Origin of the sequence: Nocardia carnea NBRC 14403, assembly GCF_000308515.1 — a bacterium.
Classification (GTDB): domain Bacteria; phylum Actinomycetota; class Actinomycetes; order Mycobacteriales; family Mycobacteriaceae; genus Nocardia; species Nocardia carnea.
The window spans coordinates 83,875-100,891 of the sequence record NZ_BAFV01000003.1; the positions used below are offsets into that span (position 1 = coordinate 83,875).

General features: G+C 66.8%; 16 protein-coding genes, 1 tRNA gene and 1 other RNA gene. 12 read left to right on the forward strand and 6 right to left on the reverse strand.

What is annotated here, in order from left to right; all coding sequences use genetic code 11:
- The first annotated feature begins 155 nt into the window (after nt 1-155).
- From ON22_RS00935 to tgt, 5 genes are all read left to right on the forward strand, one after another.
- Nucleotides 156-740 carry a TetR/AcrR family transcriptional regulator gene (locus ON22_RS00935; protein ID WP_033243877.1) on the forward strand — a complete coding sequence of 195 codons (585 nt, stop codon included), beginning with the start codon at nt 156-158 and terminating at the stop codon, nt 738-740.
- Nucleotides 741-755: 15 nt separating this feature from the next.
- Complete coding sequence (locus tag ON22_RS00940; RefSeq protein WP_051157023.1) at nt 756-1,298, forward strand: RrF2 family transcriptional regulator; 543 nt, start codon at nt 756-758, stop codon at nt 1,296-1,298.
- A complete protein-coding gene (locus ON22_RS00945; protein WP_033243878.1) occupies nt 1,292-3,025 on the forward strand; it encodes an ABC transporter ATP-binding protein in 1,734 nt (577 codons plus the stop codon). The genes ON22_RS00940 and ON22_RS00945 overlap by 7 nt, the downstream gene beginning before the upstream one ends.
- Nucleotides 3,022-4,929 carry an ABC transporter ATP-binding protein gene (locus ON22_RS00950; RefSeq protein ID WP_033243879.1) on the forward strand — a complete coding sequence of 636 codons (1,908 nt, stop codon included), beginning with the start codon at nt 3,022-3,024 and terminating at the stop codon, nt 4,927-4,929. The genes ON22_RS00945 and ON22_RS00950 overlap by 4 nt, the downstream gene beginning before the upstream one ends.
- Before the next feature lie 72 nt (nt 4,930-5,001).
- Nucleotides 5,002-6,273: a tRNA guanosine(34) transglycosylase Tgt gene (gene tgt, locus ON22_RS00955; protein WP_051157024.1), complete on the forward strand. Its 1,272-nt coding sequence runs from the start codon at nt 5,002-5,004 to the stop codon at nt 6,271-6,273.
- 294 nt (nt 6,274-6,567) lie between these two features.
- On the opposite strand, the gene ON22_RS00960 is transcribed toward tgt, so the two are convergent.
- Nucleotides 6,568-7,281, reverse strand: coding sequence for a queuosine precursor transporter (locus ON22_RS00960; protein WP_051157025.1), 714 nt, complete (start codon nt 7,279-7,281; stop codon nt 6,568-6,570).
- A gap of 98 nt (nt 7,282-7,379) precedes the next feature.
- On the opposite strand from ON22_RS00960, the gene ON22_RS00965 reads away from it, so the two are divergent.
- A complete protein-coding gene (locus tag ON22_RS00965) occupies nt 7,380-7,931 on the forward strand; it encodes a DUF4190 domain-containing protein (protein ID WP_033243881.1) in 552 nt (183 codons plus the stop codon).
- 9 nt (nt 7,932-7,940) lie between these two features.
- On the opposite strand, the gene ON22_RS00970 is transcribed toward ON22_RS00965, so the two are convergent.
- Genes ON22_RS00970 through ON22_RS00980 form a run of 3 tightly spaced genes read right to left on the reverse strand, consistent with a single transcriptional unit; the run spans nt 7,941 to nt 10,156 of the window.
- Nucleotides 7,941-8,642 carry an RDD family protein gene (locus ON22_RS00970; protein WP_231508533.1) on the reverse strand — a complete coding sequence of 234 codons (702 nt, stop codon included), beginning with the start codon at nt 8,640-8,642 and terminating at the stop codon, nt 7,941-7,943.
- 33 nt (nt 8,643-8,675) lie between these two features.
- Nucleotides 8,676-9,626: a tRNA glutamyl-Q(34) synthetase GluQRS gene (gene gluQRS / locus ON22_RS00975; RefSeq protein ID WP_051157027.1), complete on the reverse strand. Its 951-nt coding sequence runs from the start codon at nt 9,624-9,626 to the stop codon at nt 8,676-8,678.
- Nucleotides 9,623-10,156: a DUF309 domain-containing protein gene (locus ON22_RS00980; RefSeq protein ID WP_081595233.1), complete on the reverse strand. Its 534-nt coding sequence runs from the start codon at nt 10,154-10,156 to the stop codon at nt 9,623-9,625. The genes gluQRS and ON22_RS00980 overlap by 4 nt, the downstream gene beginning before the upstream one ends.
- A gap of 476 nt (nt 10,157-10,632) precedes the next feature.
- On the opposite strand from ON22_RS00980, the gene ON22_RS00985 reads away from it, so the two are divergent.
- Together ON22_RS00985 and ON22_RS34325 are read left to right on the forward strand one after the other, a co-directional pair.
- Entirely contained in the window at nt 10,633-10,830 is a 198-nt protein-coding gene (locus ON22_RS00985) for a DUF397 domain-containing protein (protein ID WP_033244465.1), read from the forward strand.
- Nucleotides 10,831-10,927: 97 nt separating this feature from the next.
- On the forward strand, nt 10,928-12,541 hold the full coding sequence (locus ON22_RS34325; RefSeq protein WP_051743113.1) for a wax ester/triacylglycerol synthase domain-containing protein: 1,614 nt from the start codon (nt 10,928-10,930) through the stop codon (nt 12,539-12,541).
- A gap of 116 nt (nt 12,542-12,657) precedes the next feature.
- On the opposite strand, the gene ON22_RS01000 is transcribed toward ON22_RS34325, so the two are convergent.
- Nucleotides 12,658-13,335, reverse strand: coding sequence for a hypothetical protein (locus ON22_RS01000; RefSeq protein ID WP_156052272.1), 678 nt, complete (start codon nt 13,333-13,335; stop codon nt 12,658-12,660).
- 216 nt (nt 13,336-13,551) lie between these two features.
- On the opposite strand from ON22_RS01000, the gene ON22_RS01005 reads away from it, so the two are divergent.
- The 3 genes from ON22_RS01005 (at nt 13,552) to ON22_RS01010 (ending at nt 15,410) form a co-directional block, all read left to right on the forward strand.
- Nucleotides 13,552-13,637: transfer RNA gene (locus ON22_RS01005), tRNA-Ser, on the forward strand.
- Between the two features lie 206 nt (nt 13,638-13,843).
- Nucleotides 13,844-13,938, forward strand: an RNA gene (gene ffs / locus ON22_RS35190) — signal recognition particle sRNA small type.
- A gap of 185 nt (nt 13,939-14,123) precedes the next feature.
- Nucleotides 14,124-15,410 carry an aspartate aminotransferase type Ic gene (locus tag ON22_RS01010; protein ID WP_033243885.1) on the forward strand — a complete coding sequence of 429 codons (1,287 nt, stop codon included), beginning with the start codon at nt 14,124-14,126 and terminating at the stop codon, nt 15,408-15,410.
- A 3-nt stretch (nt 15,411-15,413) separates the two neighbouring features.
- On the opposite strand, the gene ON22_RS01015 is transcribed toward ON22_RS01010, so the two are convergent.
- Complete coding sequence (locus ON22_RS01015) at nt 15,414-16,220, reverse strand: methyltransferase domain-containing protein (protein ID WP_033243886.1); 807 nt, start codon at nt 16,218-16,220, stop codon at nt 15,414-15,416.
- A 175-nt stretch (nt 16,221-16,395) separates the two neighbouring features.
- Here ON22_RS01015 and ON22_RS01020 point away from each other — a divergent pair, with 175 nt between their 5' ends.
- Entirely contained in the window at nt 16,396-16,968 is a 573-nt protein-coding gene (locus ON22_RS01020; RefSeq protein WP_033243887.1) for an HhH-GPD-type base excision DNA repair protein, read from the forward strand.
- The last annotated feature ends 49 nt before the right edge of the window (nt 16,969-17,017 follow it).

Consider the following 17,017-nt stretch of genomic DNA (forward strand, 5'->3'; position numbering starts at 1 on the left):
GCCTCGGGTCGCGTGATCGGTATGGATCCGCCTACACAGTGGACGCCTTTTATCTACCGTACGGTAGGTAGGCTACCGGTAGGTTAAACGGAGGAACAAGCTCGACTTCCGGCGGCCTACCGCGCCCGGCGGCCGGGAGAACGAGAGGACCGAGCATGGCGAATCAGCGAACTGACCAACACGTTACCGCAGGTCGGGACACCAAGAAGGCGATCCTGGACGCCGCCGTGCGACTGTTCGTGAACAAGGGTTTCGAGCAGACCAGCCTGCGGGAAGTGGCAGATGCGGTCGGAATCACAAAACCGTCGCTCTACTATCACTATTCGTCGAAACTCGACCTACTGGTCGCCGTCATCAACCCGCTACTGGACGAACTACGCGCGATGGCCGACGAGGTCGAAGCGATGCCGGCACCCGACGCCGAGGGCCGTCGCGCGGTGCTGCGCCGTTATATCCGGGCCATGATCCGGAACCGGGATGCCGGGGAAATGATGGTCCGCAACGCGGTGGCCATCGTCAACGCGGTGGCCGATCAGTATCCGGTGATCGTGGACGCTCACAAGGTCGTCCGCAACTGGCTGGCCGGCCCCGATCCCACACCGGTACAGCTGCTGCGGGCCAGTGCGGCCATGGAGGTGGTGACCGTCGCCCTGATTTCGAGCGAGATCGCACCGGACACGGGGGATGATGTGGTGGAGTCGACGCTGCTGGACGCCGCGCTCGCGGCGCTGGCGGAGTGAAAGGTCAGGTTGGTCGTGCACATCACCGCGAAGGTGGATCATGCCGTGCGCACACTGCTCGAGATCACGGCAGCCGATCAGGCCACGGCCGTGAAGGCGGAGGCCATCGCGGCCGGTCAGCAGATTGCGCCCAAAGTGCTGGAGAGCGTGCTCGCCGAGCTGCGCCGGGCGGGACTGGTGACGAGCCGGCGCGGTCCCGACGGTGGCTATCGGCTGGCCCGCCCGGCGCACGCCATCTCGATCGCCGATGTGATCCGCGCGGTCGAGGGACCCCTCGCATCGGTGCGCGGACTGCGTCCCGAGGAGGTGCGGTATCCGGGCGCGGCCGAACCGCTGCAGCAGGTATGGATCGCGTTACGGGTGAACATCCGGGCTGTCCTGGAGAACGTGACGCTGGCCGATATCGCCGACGGCGCACTACCGGATTTCGTGGTGGACCTCACCGCCGACCCCGGCGCCTGGGCTCGCCGCGACCCCAGCGATCCGGCTCCACCGGACCCGCCCGAAATTGCCGGGCGATCCGCAAAACCAGACGGTAGCGTTCGGTCATCATGCTGATCAGACTGCTCCGCGACTTCCTCGTCCCGTACCGGAAACAGCTGGCCGGGATCGTGGTGCTGCAGCTGATCTCAGTGATCGCGATGCTGTATCTGCCCAGCCTCAACGCCGATCTGATCGACGAGGGCATCACCAAGGGCGATATCGGCTACATCTGGACCGCCGGCCTGCGGATGCTGGCCGTATCGGGAGTTCAGATCGTCGCATCGGCCTCTTCGGTACTGCTCGCCGCGCAGGCCGCGATGGGCGCGGGTCGTGATCTGCGTGCCGCGCTGTTGCACCGGGTGAACACCTTCTCGGCCCGTGAAGTGGGAATGTTCGGTGCGCCGTCGCTGATCACCCGTAACACCAACGATGTGCAGCAGGTGCAGTTGCTCGTCGTCATGGCCTCGACGGTGGCGGTGATGGCACCGATCATGTGCGTCGGCGGCATCGTGATGGCACTGCGCGAGGATCTGGGCCTGTCCTGGCTGCTGCTGATCGCGGTGCCCGCGCTGGCGTTGAGCATGGGTTTGATCATCGCCCGGATGGTGCCCGCGTTCCGCCTGATGCAGACTCGGCTCGACGAGGTCAACCGGGTGTTGCGCGAGCAGATCACCGGTATCCGGGTAGTGCGCGCGTTCGTCCGTGAACGGCTCGAGGTCTGGCGTTTCGACGTGGCCAATACCGAACTCACCGATATCTCGGTGCGGGTCGGCCGGTTGATGGCGCTGATGTTCCCGGTCGTCATGTTGATCAGCAACGTCACCTCGGTTGCCGTGATCTGGTTCGGCGGTAAAGCGATCGACGCCGGCGAGATGCAGATCGGATCGCTGACAGCGCTGCTGTCCTACATCATGCAGATCCTGATGGCGGTCATGATGGCCTCGTTCCTGGCCATGATGGCGCCGCGCGCCGCGGTCTCGGCGGACCGGATCTCCGAGGTCCTGAACACCGAATCCTCGGTGCGCTCACCCGAGCATCCGCAGCCGTTCCGGGGCGACCCCGCCCAGGTGCAGGTGCGCGACGCCGGATTCAGCTACCCGGGCGCCGAACAGCCGGTACTGCGCACTATCGACTTCCGGGTGGAACCCGGGCAGACCACCGCCGTCGTCGGATCGACCGGTGCGGGTAAAACCACCCTGCTGAACCTGATCCCGCGGCTCATGGACGCCACCGAAGGCGCCGTCCTGCTCGGTGGCACCGATATCCGCGACCTCGACCTGCACGAGCTGCGAACCCGGATCGCGCTGGTACCGCAGAAGGGTTATCTGTTCTCCGGCACCGTGGCGAGCAATCTGCGGTACGGCGATCCGGACGCAAGCGACGAGGAACTGTGGCGTTGCCTGGAGATCGCCCAGGCCGCCGACTTCGTCCGGGCCATGCCACAGGGGCTGGAAACACCGGTGGCGCAGGGCGGCACCACGGTCTCGGGCGGGCAGCGGCAACGGCTGGCCATCGCCCGCGCCCTGGTGCGCAGGCCGCGGGTGTACCTGTTCGACGATTCCTTCTCCGCACTCGACGTCGCCACCGACGCGCGGCTGCGGGCGGCCCTGCGGCCGGAAACGGCGAACGCCGCGGTGATCATCGTGGCCCAGCGGATCGCCACCATCCGCGACGCCGACCAGATCGTGGTACTCGAGGACGGCGCCATGGTCGGTCTCGGCACCCACGATCAGCTGGTCCGCGATTGCGCCGAATACCGGGAGATCGTGGAATCCCAGCTGAGTGTGGAGGAAGCGCGATGAGACCGGGTACGCCGGGCGCCCCGGATACGAAACCGAAATCGTTCAAGCCTTCGCTGAAACGGCTGGTGGGCAGGCTCGCGCCGGAACGCGTGCTGGTGGCGGTCATCATCGCCCTCGGCGTCGTCTCGGTGGTGCTCAATATCGCGGGCCCCTACCTGCTGGGCAAAGCCACCAACCTGATCTTCGACGGTGTGGTCGGCCGGCAGCTGCCCGCGGGGCTGAGCAAGGAAGAAGCCATCGCCGGACTACGCGCGCAGGGGCAGGACACCTTCGCCGACATGCTGTCGGGGATGGCGGTCGTACCGGGCGCCGGGATCGACTTCGACGCCGTCGGCCGGGTACTGACCCTGGTGCTGGTGTTGTATCTGGGCGCCGCGCTGTTCGGTTGGTTGCAGGCGTACCTGCTCAACAATCTGATCAACCGCACCATCAAACGGTTGCGCGCAGATGTAGAGGACAAGATCCACCGGCTGCCGCTGAGCTATTTCGATTCCGCACCCCGCGGCGATGTGCTCAGCCGCGTCACCAACGATGTGGACAACATCTCGCAGAGCCTGCAGCAAACGATGAGCCAGCTGCTCGTGTCACTGCTCACTGTGCTCGGCATTCTCGGGATGATGTTCTGGATCTCCTGGATACTCGCGCTGATCGCCCTGCTCACAGTGCCCGCGGTGATCATCGTGACGGCGCAGATCGCCAAACGGTCCAAACCGCATTTCGTGGACCAGTGGAGGTACACCGGACTCGTGAACGCCCAGGTGGAAGAGGCCTACACCGGGCACGAGATCGTCACCGCGTTCGGTCGCAGCAAGCAGGTCGGCGCCGCGTTCGACGAGCGCAACGAGCATCTGTACCAGTCCAGCTTCAAGGCACAGTTCATCTCCGGGCTGATCATGCCGTCGTCGATGTTCCTGGGGAACCTGAACTACGTGCTGGTCGCGCTGATCGGCGGCCTGCGGGTCGCCTCCGGCCAGCTGTCGCTGGGCGAGGTGCAGGCGTTCATCCAGTACTCGCGCCAGTTCAGCCAGCCGCTCACACAAATCGGTGCCATGGCGAATCTGCTGCAGTCGGGTGTGGCCTCGGCCGAGCGGATCTTCGAAATCCTGGACGCCGAGGAACAGAGCCCGGACCCGGCGGCCGAGCCCGCCGCGCCCGCCGAGCGTGGGCGGGTGGAATTCGCCGACGTCTCCTTCCGGTACGAACCGCAGACCCCGGTGATCGACGACCTTTCGCTGGTAGCCGAACCGGGGCACGTGGTGGCGATCGTCGGGCCCACCGGTGCCGGAAAGACCACGCTGGTCAATCTGCTACTGCGGTTCTACGAACTCGATTCCGGGACGATCAGCATCGACGGGATCGATATCACCGATATCAGCCGTGACAGGCTCCGTTCCCGGATCGGCATGGTGTTGCAGGACGCCTGGCTGTTCAAGGGCACCATCAAGGAGAACATCGCCTACGGCGATCCGGACGCGAGCGACGCCGATATCCTCGCCGCCGCCCGTGCCGCCTACGTGGACCGCTTCGTGCATTCGCTGCCCGCCGGGTACGACACCGTGATCGACGAGGAGGGCACCGGGGTCAGCGCGGGGGAAAAACAGCTGATCACGATTGCGCGCGCGTTCCTCGCCAAACCCACCATTCTGGTGCTGGACGAGGCCACCAGTTCCGTCGACACCCGCACCGAACTTCTGGTGCAGCAGGCCACCGCGGAACTGCGCCGTGATCGCACCAGTTTCGTCATCGCCCACCGGCTCTCCACCATCCGCGACGCCGACCTGATCGTGGTGATGGAGGACGGCCATATCGTCGAACAGGGCACCCACGAGGAGCTGCTGGCCCGGCAGGCGGCGTACTACCGCCTCTACAACGCGCAGTTCGCGGCAGCCGCGGTGGAGGCTTGATCCCGGGCCTGAGCGAGTCAGGCGCGGGATGCGGTGGCGAAGCATGATCAGGGAGGGCCCTCGCTCCGCCCCATGAACGCTGCCTGCGAGGATAGCGGCGTGTCCGACAGCCCCGGCTTCTCCTTCAGTATCGGTACCCGCCTCGACGGCCGGAACGGCCGGACGGGAGTGATCCAGACCCCGCACGGTGCCGTCGCCACGCCCGCCTTCATCCCGGTGGGGACCAAGGCGACGGTGAAAGCCGTGCTGCCCGAAGCGATGGGCGACCTCGGGGCGCAGGCCCTGCTGGCCAACGCCTACCACCTGTATCTGCAACCCGGCCCCGATATCGTCGACGAGGCCGGCGGCCTCGCGGCGTTCATGAACTGGCCCGGCCCCACCTTCACCGACAGCGGCGGTTTCCAGGTGATGTCGCTGGGCGTCGGGTTCAAGAAGGTGCTGGCGATGGAAACCGTCGACATACAGAACGACGACGTGATCGCCAAGGGTAAGGAACGGCTGGCCACCGTGGACGACGAGGGGGTCACCTTCCGGTCGCATCTGAACGGGTCGAAACACCGGTTCACGCCCGAGGTGTCGATGGGTATCCAGCATCAGCTGGGCGCCGACATCATGTTCGCCTTCGACGAACTCACCACTCTGATGAACACCCGCGGGTACCAGGAGAAATCGGTACAGCGGACCCATCAGTGGGCGCAGCGCTGCATCGATGAGCACGAACGGCTCACCGCCGCGCGCACGCACCGGCCCTATCAGGCGCTGTTCGCGGTGGTGCAGGGCGCGCAGTACGAGGACCTGCGACGCAAGGCTTCCCGGGACCTCGCCGAAATCCGCGGCGCCGAGGGCACCGATTTCGACGGCTACGGTATCGGCGGCGCATTGGAGAAACACAACCTCGGCACCATCGTCGGCTGGTGCTGTGACGAGCTGCCCGAGGACAAACCGCGTCATATGCTGGGGATCAGCGAACCGGAGGATATGTTCGCCGCGATCGAGGCGGGTGCGGACACCTTCGACTGTGTGAACCCCTCCCGTGTGGGTCGCAACGGCGGAATCTACGTGGAGGCCGGCCGGTTCAATATCGATACCCTGCGGTTCAAACGGGATTTCACTCCGATCGACGACACGTGCGACTGCTACACCTGCGCGCACTACACCCGCGCCTATATCCACCACCTGTTCAAAGCCAAAGAGATGCTGGCTTCGACGCTGTGCACGATCCACAACGAGCGGTTCACCATTCGGCTGGTCGACCGGATCCGGGCCAGTATCGATGGCGGGTATTTCGACGAGTTCCGGGCGGAGACGATGGGGCGCTGGCAAGGGCGGATCAAGGCGCCTTGATCTGTAATTTTGGAGACGCTCCGCGTCTCGAGGGTGGGGCCCTGTCGGGCCCGGTTCTTCACTCCTCCGCTTCGCTCCCCCGCTCCGTCGCTCCAGAACCGGGCGGGCCCCACCCGGGGAAGGTGAACGCACAGCAGGACGGATAAGCGGGTGGACCGTTCGCGAAGGGGTGGGGCTGTGATTTTGGAGACGCTTCGCAGCTCGAGTGTGGGGGCCTGTCAATCCCTGGTCTTTCCTCCCTCGCTCCGTCGGTCCAGACCAGGGGCCCCGGGCCCATGGTCTGGACTATCCGGGTCAGGAACGCAGGGGGGTGGTTTCACGGGGGGCGTAGGTGGGTTCGTGCTTTTTGAGCAGGCCGATGACCCGGTAGGTGATCGGGAGCATCAGGATTTCGACCAGGGTTTTCCACAGGAAACCGATGATCACGTAGTTGGCGAACTGACCCCAGCTGTCGATTCCGATCGCGGTGGCGGCGATGGAGCAGAAGATCAGGGTGTCGGCGAGTTCACCCACTACCGTCGAACCGATCAGGCGGGCCCACAGGTACTTCTCGCGGGTGCGTTCCTTGATCAGCACCAGGGTCGCGGAGTTGAGCAGCTGGCCCACGACATAGCCCGCGAGCCCGGCCGCCACCAGTTGCGGCGTGGTGCCGATAACGCTGCGGAACGCCTCCTGGTTCTCGTAGAACACCGCCGGCGGCAAATGGATCGCGACGGCGAAGCACACCACCATGACGAGCAGGGCGGTGAAACCGTAGAACACGGCATGCCGGGTGGCCCGGAAACCGTAGACCTCGCTCAGCACGTCACCGAGAACGTAGGCCAGGGGGAACAGGAAGAACGCGGCGTCGGTGGTGATGGGCAGGACCTCCAGGGGGCCCAGGCTCAGCGAACTGCCGGAGAAGAACTGCACGCCCTTGGTCGCGCAGATATTGGAGATGAGCAGTGTGGCGGTGAACAATACGACGATCGGCGTGTAGTACCCCCGCGCCACCTGGGCGAATGCCACGTGAACGGGCGCGGGGTGTCCAGACTTGCCGGATAACGGGGGGTTGTTGGAGTCTTCCACCCGGCTATCCAATCAAACTCTCGAATAGGGTGTAGAACATGACGAACCCCGGCAACTCCGACGAATGGTGGAAGCAGTACGGGGGGTCGGGCGTATCGTCGGATCCTGCGAACGCACAACCGTCCGCGGGTGAACCGTCCAGTTACCCGTCGTACCCCTCGTCCCCGGCGCCCGCTCCCATGCCGCCGCCCGCGCCCCCGACGTACGGGGTGCCGCCCGGGCCGGCTCCGCAGGCCAACCCTTATCCGGCGATGCCCGCGTACCCGGCGAATCCCTCGTACCCCGCGAATCCGTCGTATCCCGGCACGCCCCCCGGGCCGGGATATCCGATGGGATACCAGCCCTACGGCTACCCGGCAGCCCACGGGGGCACCAACGGGTTGGCGATCGCGTCGCTGATCGCTTCGCTGGTGGGTATCGGCTGCGGTATCGGGGCCATTGCCGGAATCATCATGGGCGTGATCGCGCTCGGCCAGATCCGGGACAACGGTCAGCAGGGACGCGGTATGGCGCTGGCCGGGATCTGGGTCGGTGTCGCCTGGATCGTGCTGTGGGTCCTGTACATGGTGCTGATCTTCGCCGCGTCCTAGCCGGTCGGCTCAAGCCTCCAGAACGTGGGTTCCGCCGGCGAGTTTGTCGTGCCACCCCTGTTTGTTGGGGTCCTTGTCCATGGTGGCGGCCATGTAGATCATCAGCGCGAGCCCGGCCAGCCAGCCGAGGCACGGGATAATCGATACGGCCAGGTAGACATTGCGTTTCAAGGACGCCAGCGGCGGTACGGTGGGTGCGCCGTTGGGGGCCACGACCTTGAGTCCGATGATCCTCTTGCCCAGTGTCGCGCCGGTCCGGCTCTCCATCAGCACGAAGTACAGCAGGATGGCGGCGAAGACGATCGCGTAGCTGACCGACATACCGGACAGACCACTCATATTCGGCATGATGATGAAATTCAGCAGGATCGCCAGCGGGAGTCCGACGATGAGATTGTCGATCAGCCGGGCGGTGAATCGAGGCCACACCTTGCCCGGTACACCGAAGGCGGGATCGAACTGACCGTATCGGTGGCCGCCGTACTGCGCCTGCGGGTGCACGGTCTGCTGATACAGAGGCCGCTCGTTCTGTGGCGGCGGCGGGGGCTGGTGCCCGTAGGGCTGCGGAGGCGGCGGCTGCTGTCCGGGCGGACCCGGCGGCGGCGCATATGGGCCGGGAGCGCCGTACTGCGGCGGCTGCCCGTACGGCTGCCCGGCCTGGGGGTGGTTGCTGGGGTCGTACCCGCCACTGGTCATTTCGCCTGCCTGCACTCGAAAATCGTAAAGACCCGGTCGCAGGCCAGATTACGGACCGCCGGCCGTGCACACCAAGCTGTCGGGGTCCAGTATCCACGGGGTTCGCGGCAGCCGGCCGGGATCGAATCCGGTGAGCAGTTCCTCCGCGCTGTCGCCCGACAATCCCAGTGAGGTAGCCAACAGTGCGACCACATCGCGCACGGAGTCGCCGTGGTGGCGCCGATCGGCGAGGGTGACCGCGCCGTCACGTTTGGCCAGCCGCTGTCCGGCCGTGTTCAGCACCAGCGGGACGTGTGCGTACTCGGGCACCGGCAGGCCGAGGAGGGTGGCCAGGTAGGCCTGCCGCGGGGTGGAGGGCAGCAGATCGTCGCCGCGCACCACTTGGTCGATACCGTGTTCGGCGTCGTCGACCACGACGGTCAGGTTGTATGCCGGGATCCCGTCGCCGCGGCGGAGCACGAGATCGTCCACCGGACCGCGGTAGCGTCCGTGCAGGCGATCGGTGATCTCGAAATCGGGGCGGGCCGCCCGCAACCGGAGTGCGGCCGGGCGGCCGGCGGCGCGACGGGCGTCGCGTTCGGCCGGGGTGAGTTCGCGGCAGGTACCCGGGTAGGCGCCCTGCGGGCCGTGCGGGGCGGTGGCGGCCTGATGGATCTCTCTCCTGGTGCAGAAGCATTCGTAGGTCAGACCGGCTTCGGTGAGCCGGCCGACGGCTGCGTCGTAGCGCCCCAGCCGGTCCGATTGATGCAGTACCGGGCCGTCCCAGTCGATGCCGAGGGCAGCGAGATCACCGAGTTGGCGTTCTTCGGCGCCGGGGCGCACCCGGTCGAGGTCGTCGATGCGGAGGACGAAGCGACGGCCGGTGCCACGGGCGAACAGCCACGCCAGCAGTGCGGTGCGCAGGTTGCCGAGATGCAGATCGCCCGAGGGGCTCGGGGCGTACCGGCCGGCGCCGGCGGCGGGCGGGCTGGGCGCGGGGTCGGTGGGCATCGCTGTCATGGTAGGTCGCCGGTGAGGCGGGGCATGAGCGCGGCGCGTTCGGCGAGGGAGGTGGGTGTACCCGGTCGTGCCGGGATCTGTTCGTCCAGTTCGGCCAGCAGCGCTTCGGCATGGGCGATGAGGCCCGGTCCGTCGAGACCGTAGGGGAGTGCCCCGGCGGGGTGGCCGGCGGCGGCGGGGTCGAATACCCGGATGCGCTCGACCGCGCGGCACAGCAGGGTCCGGGCGCCCTTGGGGTTGCCCCGCTGGATATGGGTCAGCCCGACCGCGTACTGCGCGAGGCCCTGCCACAGCATGCGCTCGGCGGCCGGGCCGTTCTTCCATACCGATTCCAGGACCTCATGGGCGTTGAAGGCCAAGCCCTCGTCCAGAAGTTGCTGCGCGTAGGCGAGCGCTTCGCGGGGCGGGAGGTCCAGATCGTCGGGGACTCGCGGAACTCCGGGCGAACCCGGTGGTAGTGGTCGTCCCAGCCGGTCGCGCGGCCGGGCATTGGTGGCGCGTCCCTGGTCGTCGCGATCGCGTTCGGGCATGCGGCCATCATTGCGCTCCATGCGCGCGGAGTGTGCGCCAGGGGGATTGACATAGGATGAATAAGCGATCACGTAACAATCACGTCATGCCTTTACGGATCATTCGTCCAGACCATTTCAGATATTTTCGAGCAAAGTCATCCTTATAAGTCCGCAATTACGTGGCAATGGGGCATCTTAGCGGAATTGACAAGACTATTGGTTCCGTTGGCAAGATATGGGCAAATCGGCCGTGAACCTGCTAGTCTTCCGCATGCGGGGCCGCTCACAAGGGGTTTGAGTCACCGCGTCAGGTGTGTTCGCGGACAGGTGCGAGTCCGATAGACCGAACCCGGCAAACCGGAAATTTGCTCGCTATCTGCGCGTGCATCGGAAGTATTCGGTGTCACCACCGGATACCAGCTAGTTCGAGAACTATGCAGGAATCGAATATCGTTATCGACGCAGCGAAGGAGTGCAGTGCCGTGAAGGTGGATATGACGGGTGCTGTGTGGCGGAAAAGTTCATACAGTGGCCCGGACGGGAACTGCGTGGAGGTGGCATTTCTCGTAGACGGCAACGTGGCGGTCCGAGATACCAAGGATCGCGGCAACGGGCCGGTGCTGGCCTTCGCGCCCGGCGAATGGGCCGAGTTCCTGTCCGGCGTGTCGGTGGGAGACCACCGCGACGCCTGAGGTTATCCCGATATCAGGCAGTACGGCCCCGGGTCCGCTTGGCCCGGGGCCTTTGCCTGTTTGCGATAGGGGTCGCGGTGGCGGCTAGGGTCGGGCCGTGATCTCGCTGGCAGCTCCGGACGCCACGATGTACTGGCTGTCCCGGCGAACCCACAACGACCAGTTCCTGCTCTACTGCTTCGCGGAGTCCACCCGAGCCGATGGCGCATTACGCGCCGAAATCCTGCAACGGTGCGCCGCCGTCCCGGAACTGGGGCTCCGATTACACGACGACCCCACCGGCCTGGCCTATCCGATGTGGATTCCCGCCGAGCCCACCGCGGAGCACATCGAACTGCACCGGCTCCCCACGCCCCACTGGCCGGAACTACGCGCCGCCCTCGGTCGATTGACCGGCACCGGTGTAGACGCGCAGGTATCTCCCTGGCGATTGCATATCTTCCGCGGGATCCGCGACAGTCCGGTATCCGACCCGCAGGTCACAGCTGTCGTGCTGCAGATATCGCACGCACTGGTCGACGGCCGCGGTGCTTCGCGGATCGCCCGCGACCTGTTCGCCGCCGAGCCCACGCCATCGGAGCCCGGGTCCGCACCGGTGTCGTCCGGGACCGAGTGCCTGTCCGGTGCGGGGGAGCCGTTGTCACAGACGGGGAAGCCCGGTACGGCAGCAGATGGGTACGCGGGGCCTATCGGTGCCGAGGACTCGGAGTCGGCCGAGGACCGGTCCCTGCCCAGAGCAAGCGAGCCGATATCGGGGGTCGACCCCGAGCGGTCTGCGCCCACGGAACGGGAGTTCGCGGCTCCGGGGGACAGCGAACCCGGCACGGTACCCGGCGCAGATCGAGTGCCCATGTCCCAAGGCGCGAGGCCGCCGGGGGTGTCTGTCCGTCTCGCTGCATTGCGGGCCGCCGTGACGTTGCCTGCAGGGGTCGCCCGGACGGTCCGGCGCGGTGTGACCGCCGCACGGGCGCGGAACGAACTCGCGACCCTCACCGCTACCGGCCGGATTCCGCCGCCGGGCCCCGGATATGCGCCCGGGCCGCTGAACGGGCCCGCCGAGGTGGCCGGGCACGCGGTACGGATGCTGGTGTGCCCGGCAGAGGCGTTTCACGTGCCCGGATTCAGCGTCACGGTGGTCGGGCTGACGGCGGTATCGATCGCACTCGAGCGGTATCTGCTGGGAAGAGGTGAGGATGTCACGCGGCTGGGAGCACAGGTGCCGATGGCCCTGCCGCCGCGCCGCGGGGTCCGCAACAACTATCGCAGCCTCGGCGTGGACCTCGCGGCCGGTGAACCCGACGCGCGGCGCCGGGCCGCGGCGATCGCGGCGGAACTGTCCGCTCGCCGCGAGCGCGCCCGGCATCCGCTCCTCGATGCGCAGGGCGCCGTCGATGCCGTGCTACCGCCGCTCCTGCTGCGCCGGGACGTCCGTGATTATCCGATCGACAGCACTCCCGAGCAGATCACCGGCCATACCGTGGTCTCCAGCGTGAACCGGGGACCGGCCGATCTGACCTTCGGTGGCGCGCCGGTGCGATTCACCGGCGGATTTCCCGCGCTGGGCGCGGTGATGCATCTCACCCATGGGATCCACGGGCTGGGGGAGACCGTCACACTGTCGGTGCACGCCGACCCCAGTGTCGTGGATCCGGACATCTATGCCGGCCATCTACGGGATGCCCTACGCGAACTACCTGCACTGCGGGACTGACGAGCCGCCTCGGTGCGCCTCGCCGGCGATTGCGGTGGAGCCCCTGCGGCGCCGACGGCAGCATCGTCCAGGTGACACCGATCTCCGGTCGTTTCGCGGCCGGTCTGCCGGGCAGGTCAGTTCGGGTCGATACCGAGTTCTTCCCGGGTGGCGACGATGAGGTCGCGTTCGGCGACGCGTACCTCGCCCAGCATCTGGGTCTTGTGGTCGCGGGCCGCCCGGATCTCCTCCGGCGGCGCGTCCTGCAGCTTCTTCCGCTGCAGGGTGAGGGCCGACAGCAGGACGTCGGAAAGCGTATCGGCGAGCCGCCGCCACTGCTTGTAGTGCGGATCCGAACCGACCAGCCGCAGCACATTGGCCCGATCCGAGCCGGCTTCCAGGTTGTGGATCAGATCGCCGATCAGTTCGTCGGTCCAGTCCTCGTCGCGGCGCAGCGCCTGACAGATACGGCTGGACATACCCAGCGAATCGGCCACCGCGCCGGCGACGGCGTCCCGGCGCCAGTGCTCGCTCGCCTGGACCAAGGCCACGGCATGGGCGGATTCCACCTGGGAGTGGGCGGCGTCGAGCTGCCGCCGGGTGGAATCGGCCTGCTGCGCAACGCTGGCAGTCTGGTGCTGGGCCGCGACGGACAGGGTCCGCTGGGCCCGCTCGTCGGCGGCGGCGATCGCATCCCGGTTCGTCCGATTGTTGACCAGTACGGCGATCACAGCCGCACCACCGAGCGCGAGCGAACCGAGCAGCGGCAGCCACGACTGCCACCAGGCCGGGGAACTCTGAACGATCTCGATCACCTGGGGATCCACGGCGCCCATAATGGCACCGTCGCCGCGGCCGGGCGCGACGGCCGTCACAATTGGGTGCTCAGCGGGGTTCGGGCATTGGATATCTTGCAGGGTAAGAGGATTCATGCTATGTCGGCCGGGTCGCTGCGGTGGTGGATCGCTCGCGGCGGCCGGAATGAGCGGGCGTTTTCACGATGCGCCGGGGTGGCAGGTATGCTGCTCGGCGGAGGATTCGCCTAGTGGCCTATGGCGCTCGCCTGGAACGCGGGTTGGGTTAACAGCCCTCGCGGGTTCGAATCCCGCATCCTCCGCAGCCGGCCCCGCCCGTGGAGCATTCCACCGGCGGGGCCGTTCTCTGTTCCGGTCCCGGCCCTCCGTCGATCGCAGTCCCGGCCCTATGCCGATTGCAGACGGCAGCCGCTGCTACTACCGCAACCCAGGAGTGGGCCCCATCCTGTTCCTGTTCTGCCGGTGAGGCCCCCGCTGTGCAGTGTGCGCGGGTGCGGCTACACTGGCCCACGGATCCCGCGCGGCGCGCATCCTGTGAACTCCCCCAGGGCCGGAAGGCAGCAAGGGTCAACGGGCTCTGCCGGGTGCGCGGGGTCCCCTTAATCCGGACCGGTGTTCATCGGATCTCCGGAGCAGAACCCGCCGCGGTGACGTTTCCCGATCGGCACCGAGAATCCCAACACCTCCCGGCCGTCGCGGACGTCCGGGTAACGTGGCCCGGGGCGCCCGGCACCACCGGCCGCCCGTAAGTGCATTCACCCACCAGGTCGTTGGAAAGGCTGTCCAGCATGCCCCGGCAAACCCAGATCGGTTTGATGAGTCCCGAGGAACTCGCCGCCGAGCACGAACTCCAGTCCGCGAACTACGCGACACTGCAGGCCGCTGCGCTCACCCTCGATCTGACCCGGGGAAAGCCTTCGCCGGAACAACTCGCCCTCTCCTCCGCCATGCTGTCGCTGCCCGGCGACGGCGATTTCCGCGACGCCACCGGCACCGACTGCCGCAACTACGGTGGTCTGCACGGGCTTCCGGAGCTACGCGCCATCTTCGGTGAACTGCTCGGTATCGGCGTCGACAACCTGATCGCCGGAAACAACGCCAGCCTCGAGCTGATGCACGACACCATCGTCTACGCCACGCTGCACGGCCTGCCCGATTCGCCGCGCCGGTGGGCCGACGAGCCGGTGGTGAAGTTCCTGTGCCCCAGCCCCGGTTACGACCGCCATTTCGCGATCACCGAATCGCTGGGCTTCGAGATGATCACGGTGCCGATGGGACCCAACGGGCCCGATACCCGGATGATCGCCGAACTGCTGGCAGCCGATCCGCAGATCAAGGGTTTGTGGGCGGTTCCCAACTACTCCAACCCGACCGGTGCGGTGTTCTCCGAAGAGGTCGTGCGGGAACTGGTTTCGATGCCGGCCGCGGCGCCCGATTTCCGGTTGTTCTGGGACAACGCCTACGCCGTGCACCCGCTCACCGATACCGCTGCGCCGGTGATCGATGTACTCGGGCTCGCGGCGGCGGCGGGGAACCCGCACCGGCCCTTCGTTTTCGCCTCCACCTCGAAGATCACCTTCGCCGGTTCGGGGGTGAGCTTCCTCGGCGCCTCGACCGAGAACCTGAACTGGTATCTGGGGCATGCGTCGAAGAAGAGCATCGGCCCGGACAAGATCAACCAGCTGCGTCATCTGCGTTTCTTCAGCGATGCCGCCGGGGTGCGGGCTCATATGCAGAAGCATCGCGCCATCCTCGAACCGAAGTTCGCGCTGGTGCTACGGATCCTCGAGGATCGCCTCGGCCCGTCCAAGGTGGCCTCCTGGACCGAACCCAAGGGTGGTTACTTCGTCAGCCTCGATGTGCTCGAGGGCACCGCGGCACGGGTCATCGAACTGGCGAAGGACGCCGGTATCGCCCTGACCGCGGCCGGGTCGGCCTTCCCGTACAAGAAAGATCCGGAGGACAAGAACATCCGGATCGCCCCCAGTTTCCCGGCGCTGCCGGAGCTGGAGCAGGCCATGGACGGATTGGCGACCTGCGTGCTGCTGGCAGCGACCGAGAAACTGCAGAAGTAGGAATCAGGCCGGTTTGCGGGCGTGCACGGCGAACATCGTCACCGAGAGGTGGATATCGCCGCTTTCGGCGCCCGCGGCCAGGTCGGCGAGCAACTGTTCACGTTCGGTCTCGGTGATCACCCGGCGCGCCACGGCCATGGCGGAAACCCTGCTGACCAGCGCGCCGGCCCCCACCGTTCGCTCCTGGACCAGCGCATGTGACCCGGTGCTCTCGGCTTCCAGGCCCGCGGCGGTGAGCAGCCCCTGCAATCGGCGGCCCGAATAGGGATTGGTGGTCGCCGAGATCAGGGTGTCCACGACCTCGCGCACCACGCGGGTGTTACCGGGGTGCACGATCGCCGAACCCCAGTCGGCATCCATCACCACGGCCCGGCCACCCGGCCGCAGGACGCGGGCGATCTCGCGGGCAGCGCGCGCGGGCGCCGTGAGGTGCTGGAAGACCCGCTCGCACAGGACGGCGTCGAAGGTTTCGGGACCGAAGGGCAAGCCGTAGGCATCGCCGGAGTGGAAGGTCGCGGTGGAATGTGCAGCGGCTGCCCGCCGCTCGGCAGCGGCCAGCAGGTGGGGGTCGGGCTCCACCCCGGTGGCGATACCGGTGGGGCCGACCGCCGCCGCGAAGGTGATCACTTCGGAACCGGTACCGGAACCGATATCGACGGCTTTTTCCCCCGGCTGCAGCGCGAGCGCCTGGTGCGCCCAGTCGCGTAACCGGTCGAGTCCGGGGAGTGCCGCCTGTAGGTCGCGGATATCGACCAGCTGATCCTGGCCGGCGGCATCGAATCGGTCGGGGCGTAACCCGAAACTGTCCATGGGTCCGTGTCCATCCAGTGTGGTGGGTGGGTGTATCGCCGTGTGTGGCATGTGGTGAGCCTAACTCGGGGGCATGGGATGATCGCTGGTAGTACGGAGCGTGAGTGGGCCGGGCCCGGAGGCGGCCGTAACCGGTATGGCCCCATGCTCAACAGCGCAGTGAGGAGAGCAGGCCATGGCCAAGTTGTGTCTCGCGCAGGAACCCGAGGCGGACCAGCTGCTGTCGGAGAGTCCGCCGGCGCTGTTGATCGGGATGCTTCTCGATCAGCAGTACCCGCTCGAACACGCTTTCCGCGGTCCGAAGAAGATCGCCGACCGGATGGGCGGGCTGGATATCCACGCGATCGCGGCGGCGGATCAGGCCGAGTTCGAGGAAATGGCGGCGACTCCACCAGCCATTCACCGCTACGGCCGGTCCATGGCGCGGCGGATCCAGGATCTGGCGCGATATGTGATCGAACATTACGACGGCGATGTGACGGCGATCTGGACCGCAGGCGACCCGGACGGCAAAGAGGTGCTGCGCCGGTTGAAGGCGCTGCCGGGCTACGGCGATCAGAAGGCCCGGATCTTTCTCGCTCTACTGGGCAAACAGCTCGATATCCGGCCGGCGGGCTGGGAGGCGGCGGCCGGTGACTACGCCGAACCGGGATCGCGACGATCGGCGGCCGATATCGTAGACGGGGAGACCCTGCTCGAGGTGCGCGCGTTCAAGAAGCAGCTGAAGGCCGCGGCGAAACAGAAATAAGCCCCTCCAGGGGGCAATAAGTACCCCTCGAGACGCGGAGCGTCTCCAA

What these genes read in the sequence shown, in the direction of transcription:
- ON22_RS00935 (WP_033243877.1), top strand. Translation starts at nt 156, where the DNA reads ATGGCGAATCAGCGAACTGACCAACACGTTACCGCAGGTCGGGACACC.
- ON22_RS00950 (WP_033243879.1), top strand. Translation starts at nt 3,022, where the DNA reads ATGAGACCGGGTACGCCGGGCGCCCCGGATACGAAACCGAAATCGTTC.
- ON22_RS01020 (WP_033243887.1), top strand. Translation starts at nt 16,396, where the DNA reads ATGGCCAAGTTGTGTCTCGCGCAGGAACCCGAGGCGGACCAGCTGCTG.
- ON22_RS00980 (WP_081595233.1), bottom strand. Translation starts at nt 10,156, where the DNA reads ATGCCCGAACGCGATCGCGACGACCAGGGACGCGCCACCAATGCCCGG.
- ON22_RS00985 (WP_033244465.1), top strand. Translation starts at nt 10,633, where the DNA reads ATGACGGGTGCTGTGTGGCGGAAAAGTTCATACAGTGGCCCGGACGGG.
- ON22_RS01010 (WP_033243885.1), top strand. Translation starts at nt 14,124, where the DNA reads ATGCCCCGGCAAACCCAGATCGGTTTGATGAGTCCCGAGGAACTCGCC.
- ON22_RS01015 (WP_033243886.1), bottom strand. Translation starts at nt 16,220, where the DNA reads ATGGACAGTTTCGGGTTACGCCCCGACCGATTCGATGCCGCCGGCCAG.
- gluQRS (WP_051157027.1), bottom strand. Translation starts at nt 9,626, where the DNA reads ATGACAGCGATGCCCACCGACCCCGCGCCCAGCCCGCCCGCCGCCGGC.
- tgt (WP_051157024.1), top strand. Translation starts at nt 5,002, where the DNA reads ATGAACGCTGCCTGCGAGGATAGCGGCGTGTCCGACAGCCCCGGCTTC.
- ON22_RS00945 (WP_033243878.1), top strand. Translation starts at nt 1,292, where the DNA reads ATGCTGATCAGACTGCTCCGCGACTTCCTCGTCCCGTACCGGAAACAG.
- ON22_RS00965 (WP_033243881.1), top strand. Translation starts at nt 7,380, where the DNA reads ATGACGAACCCCGGCAACTCCGACGAATGGTGGAAGCAGTACGGGGGG.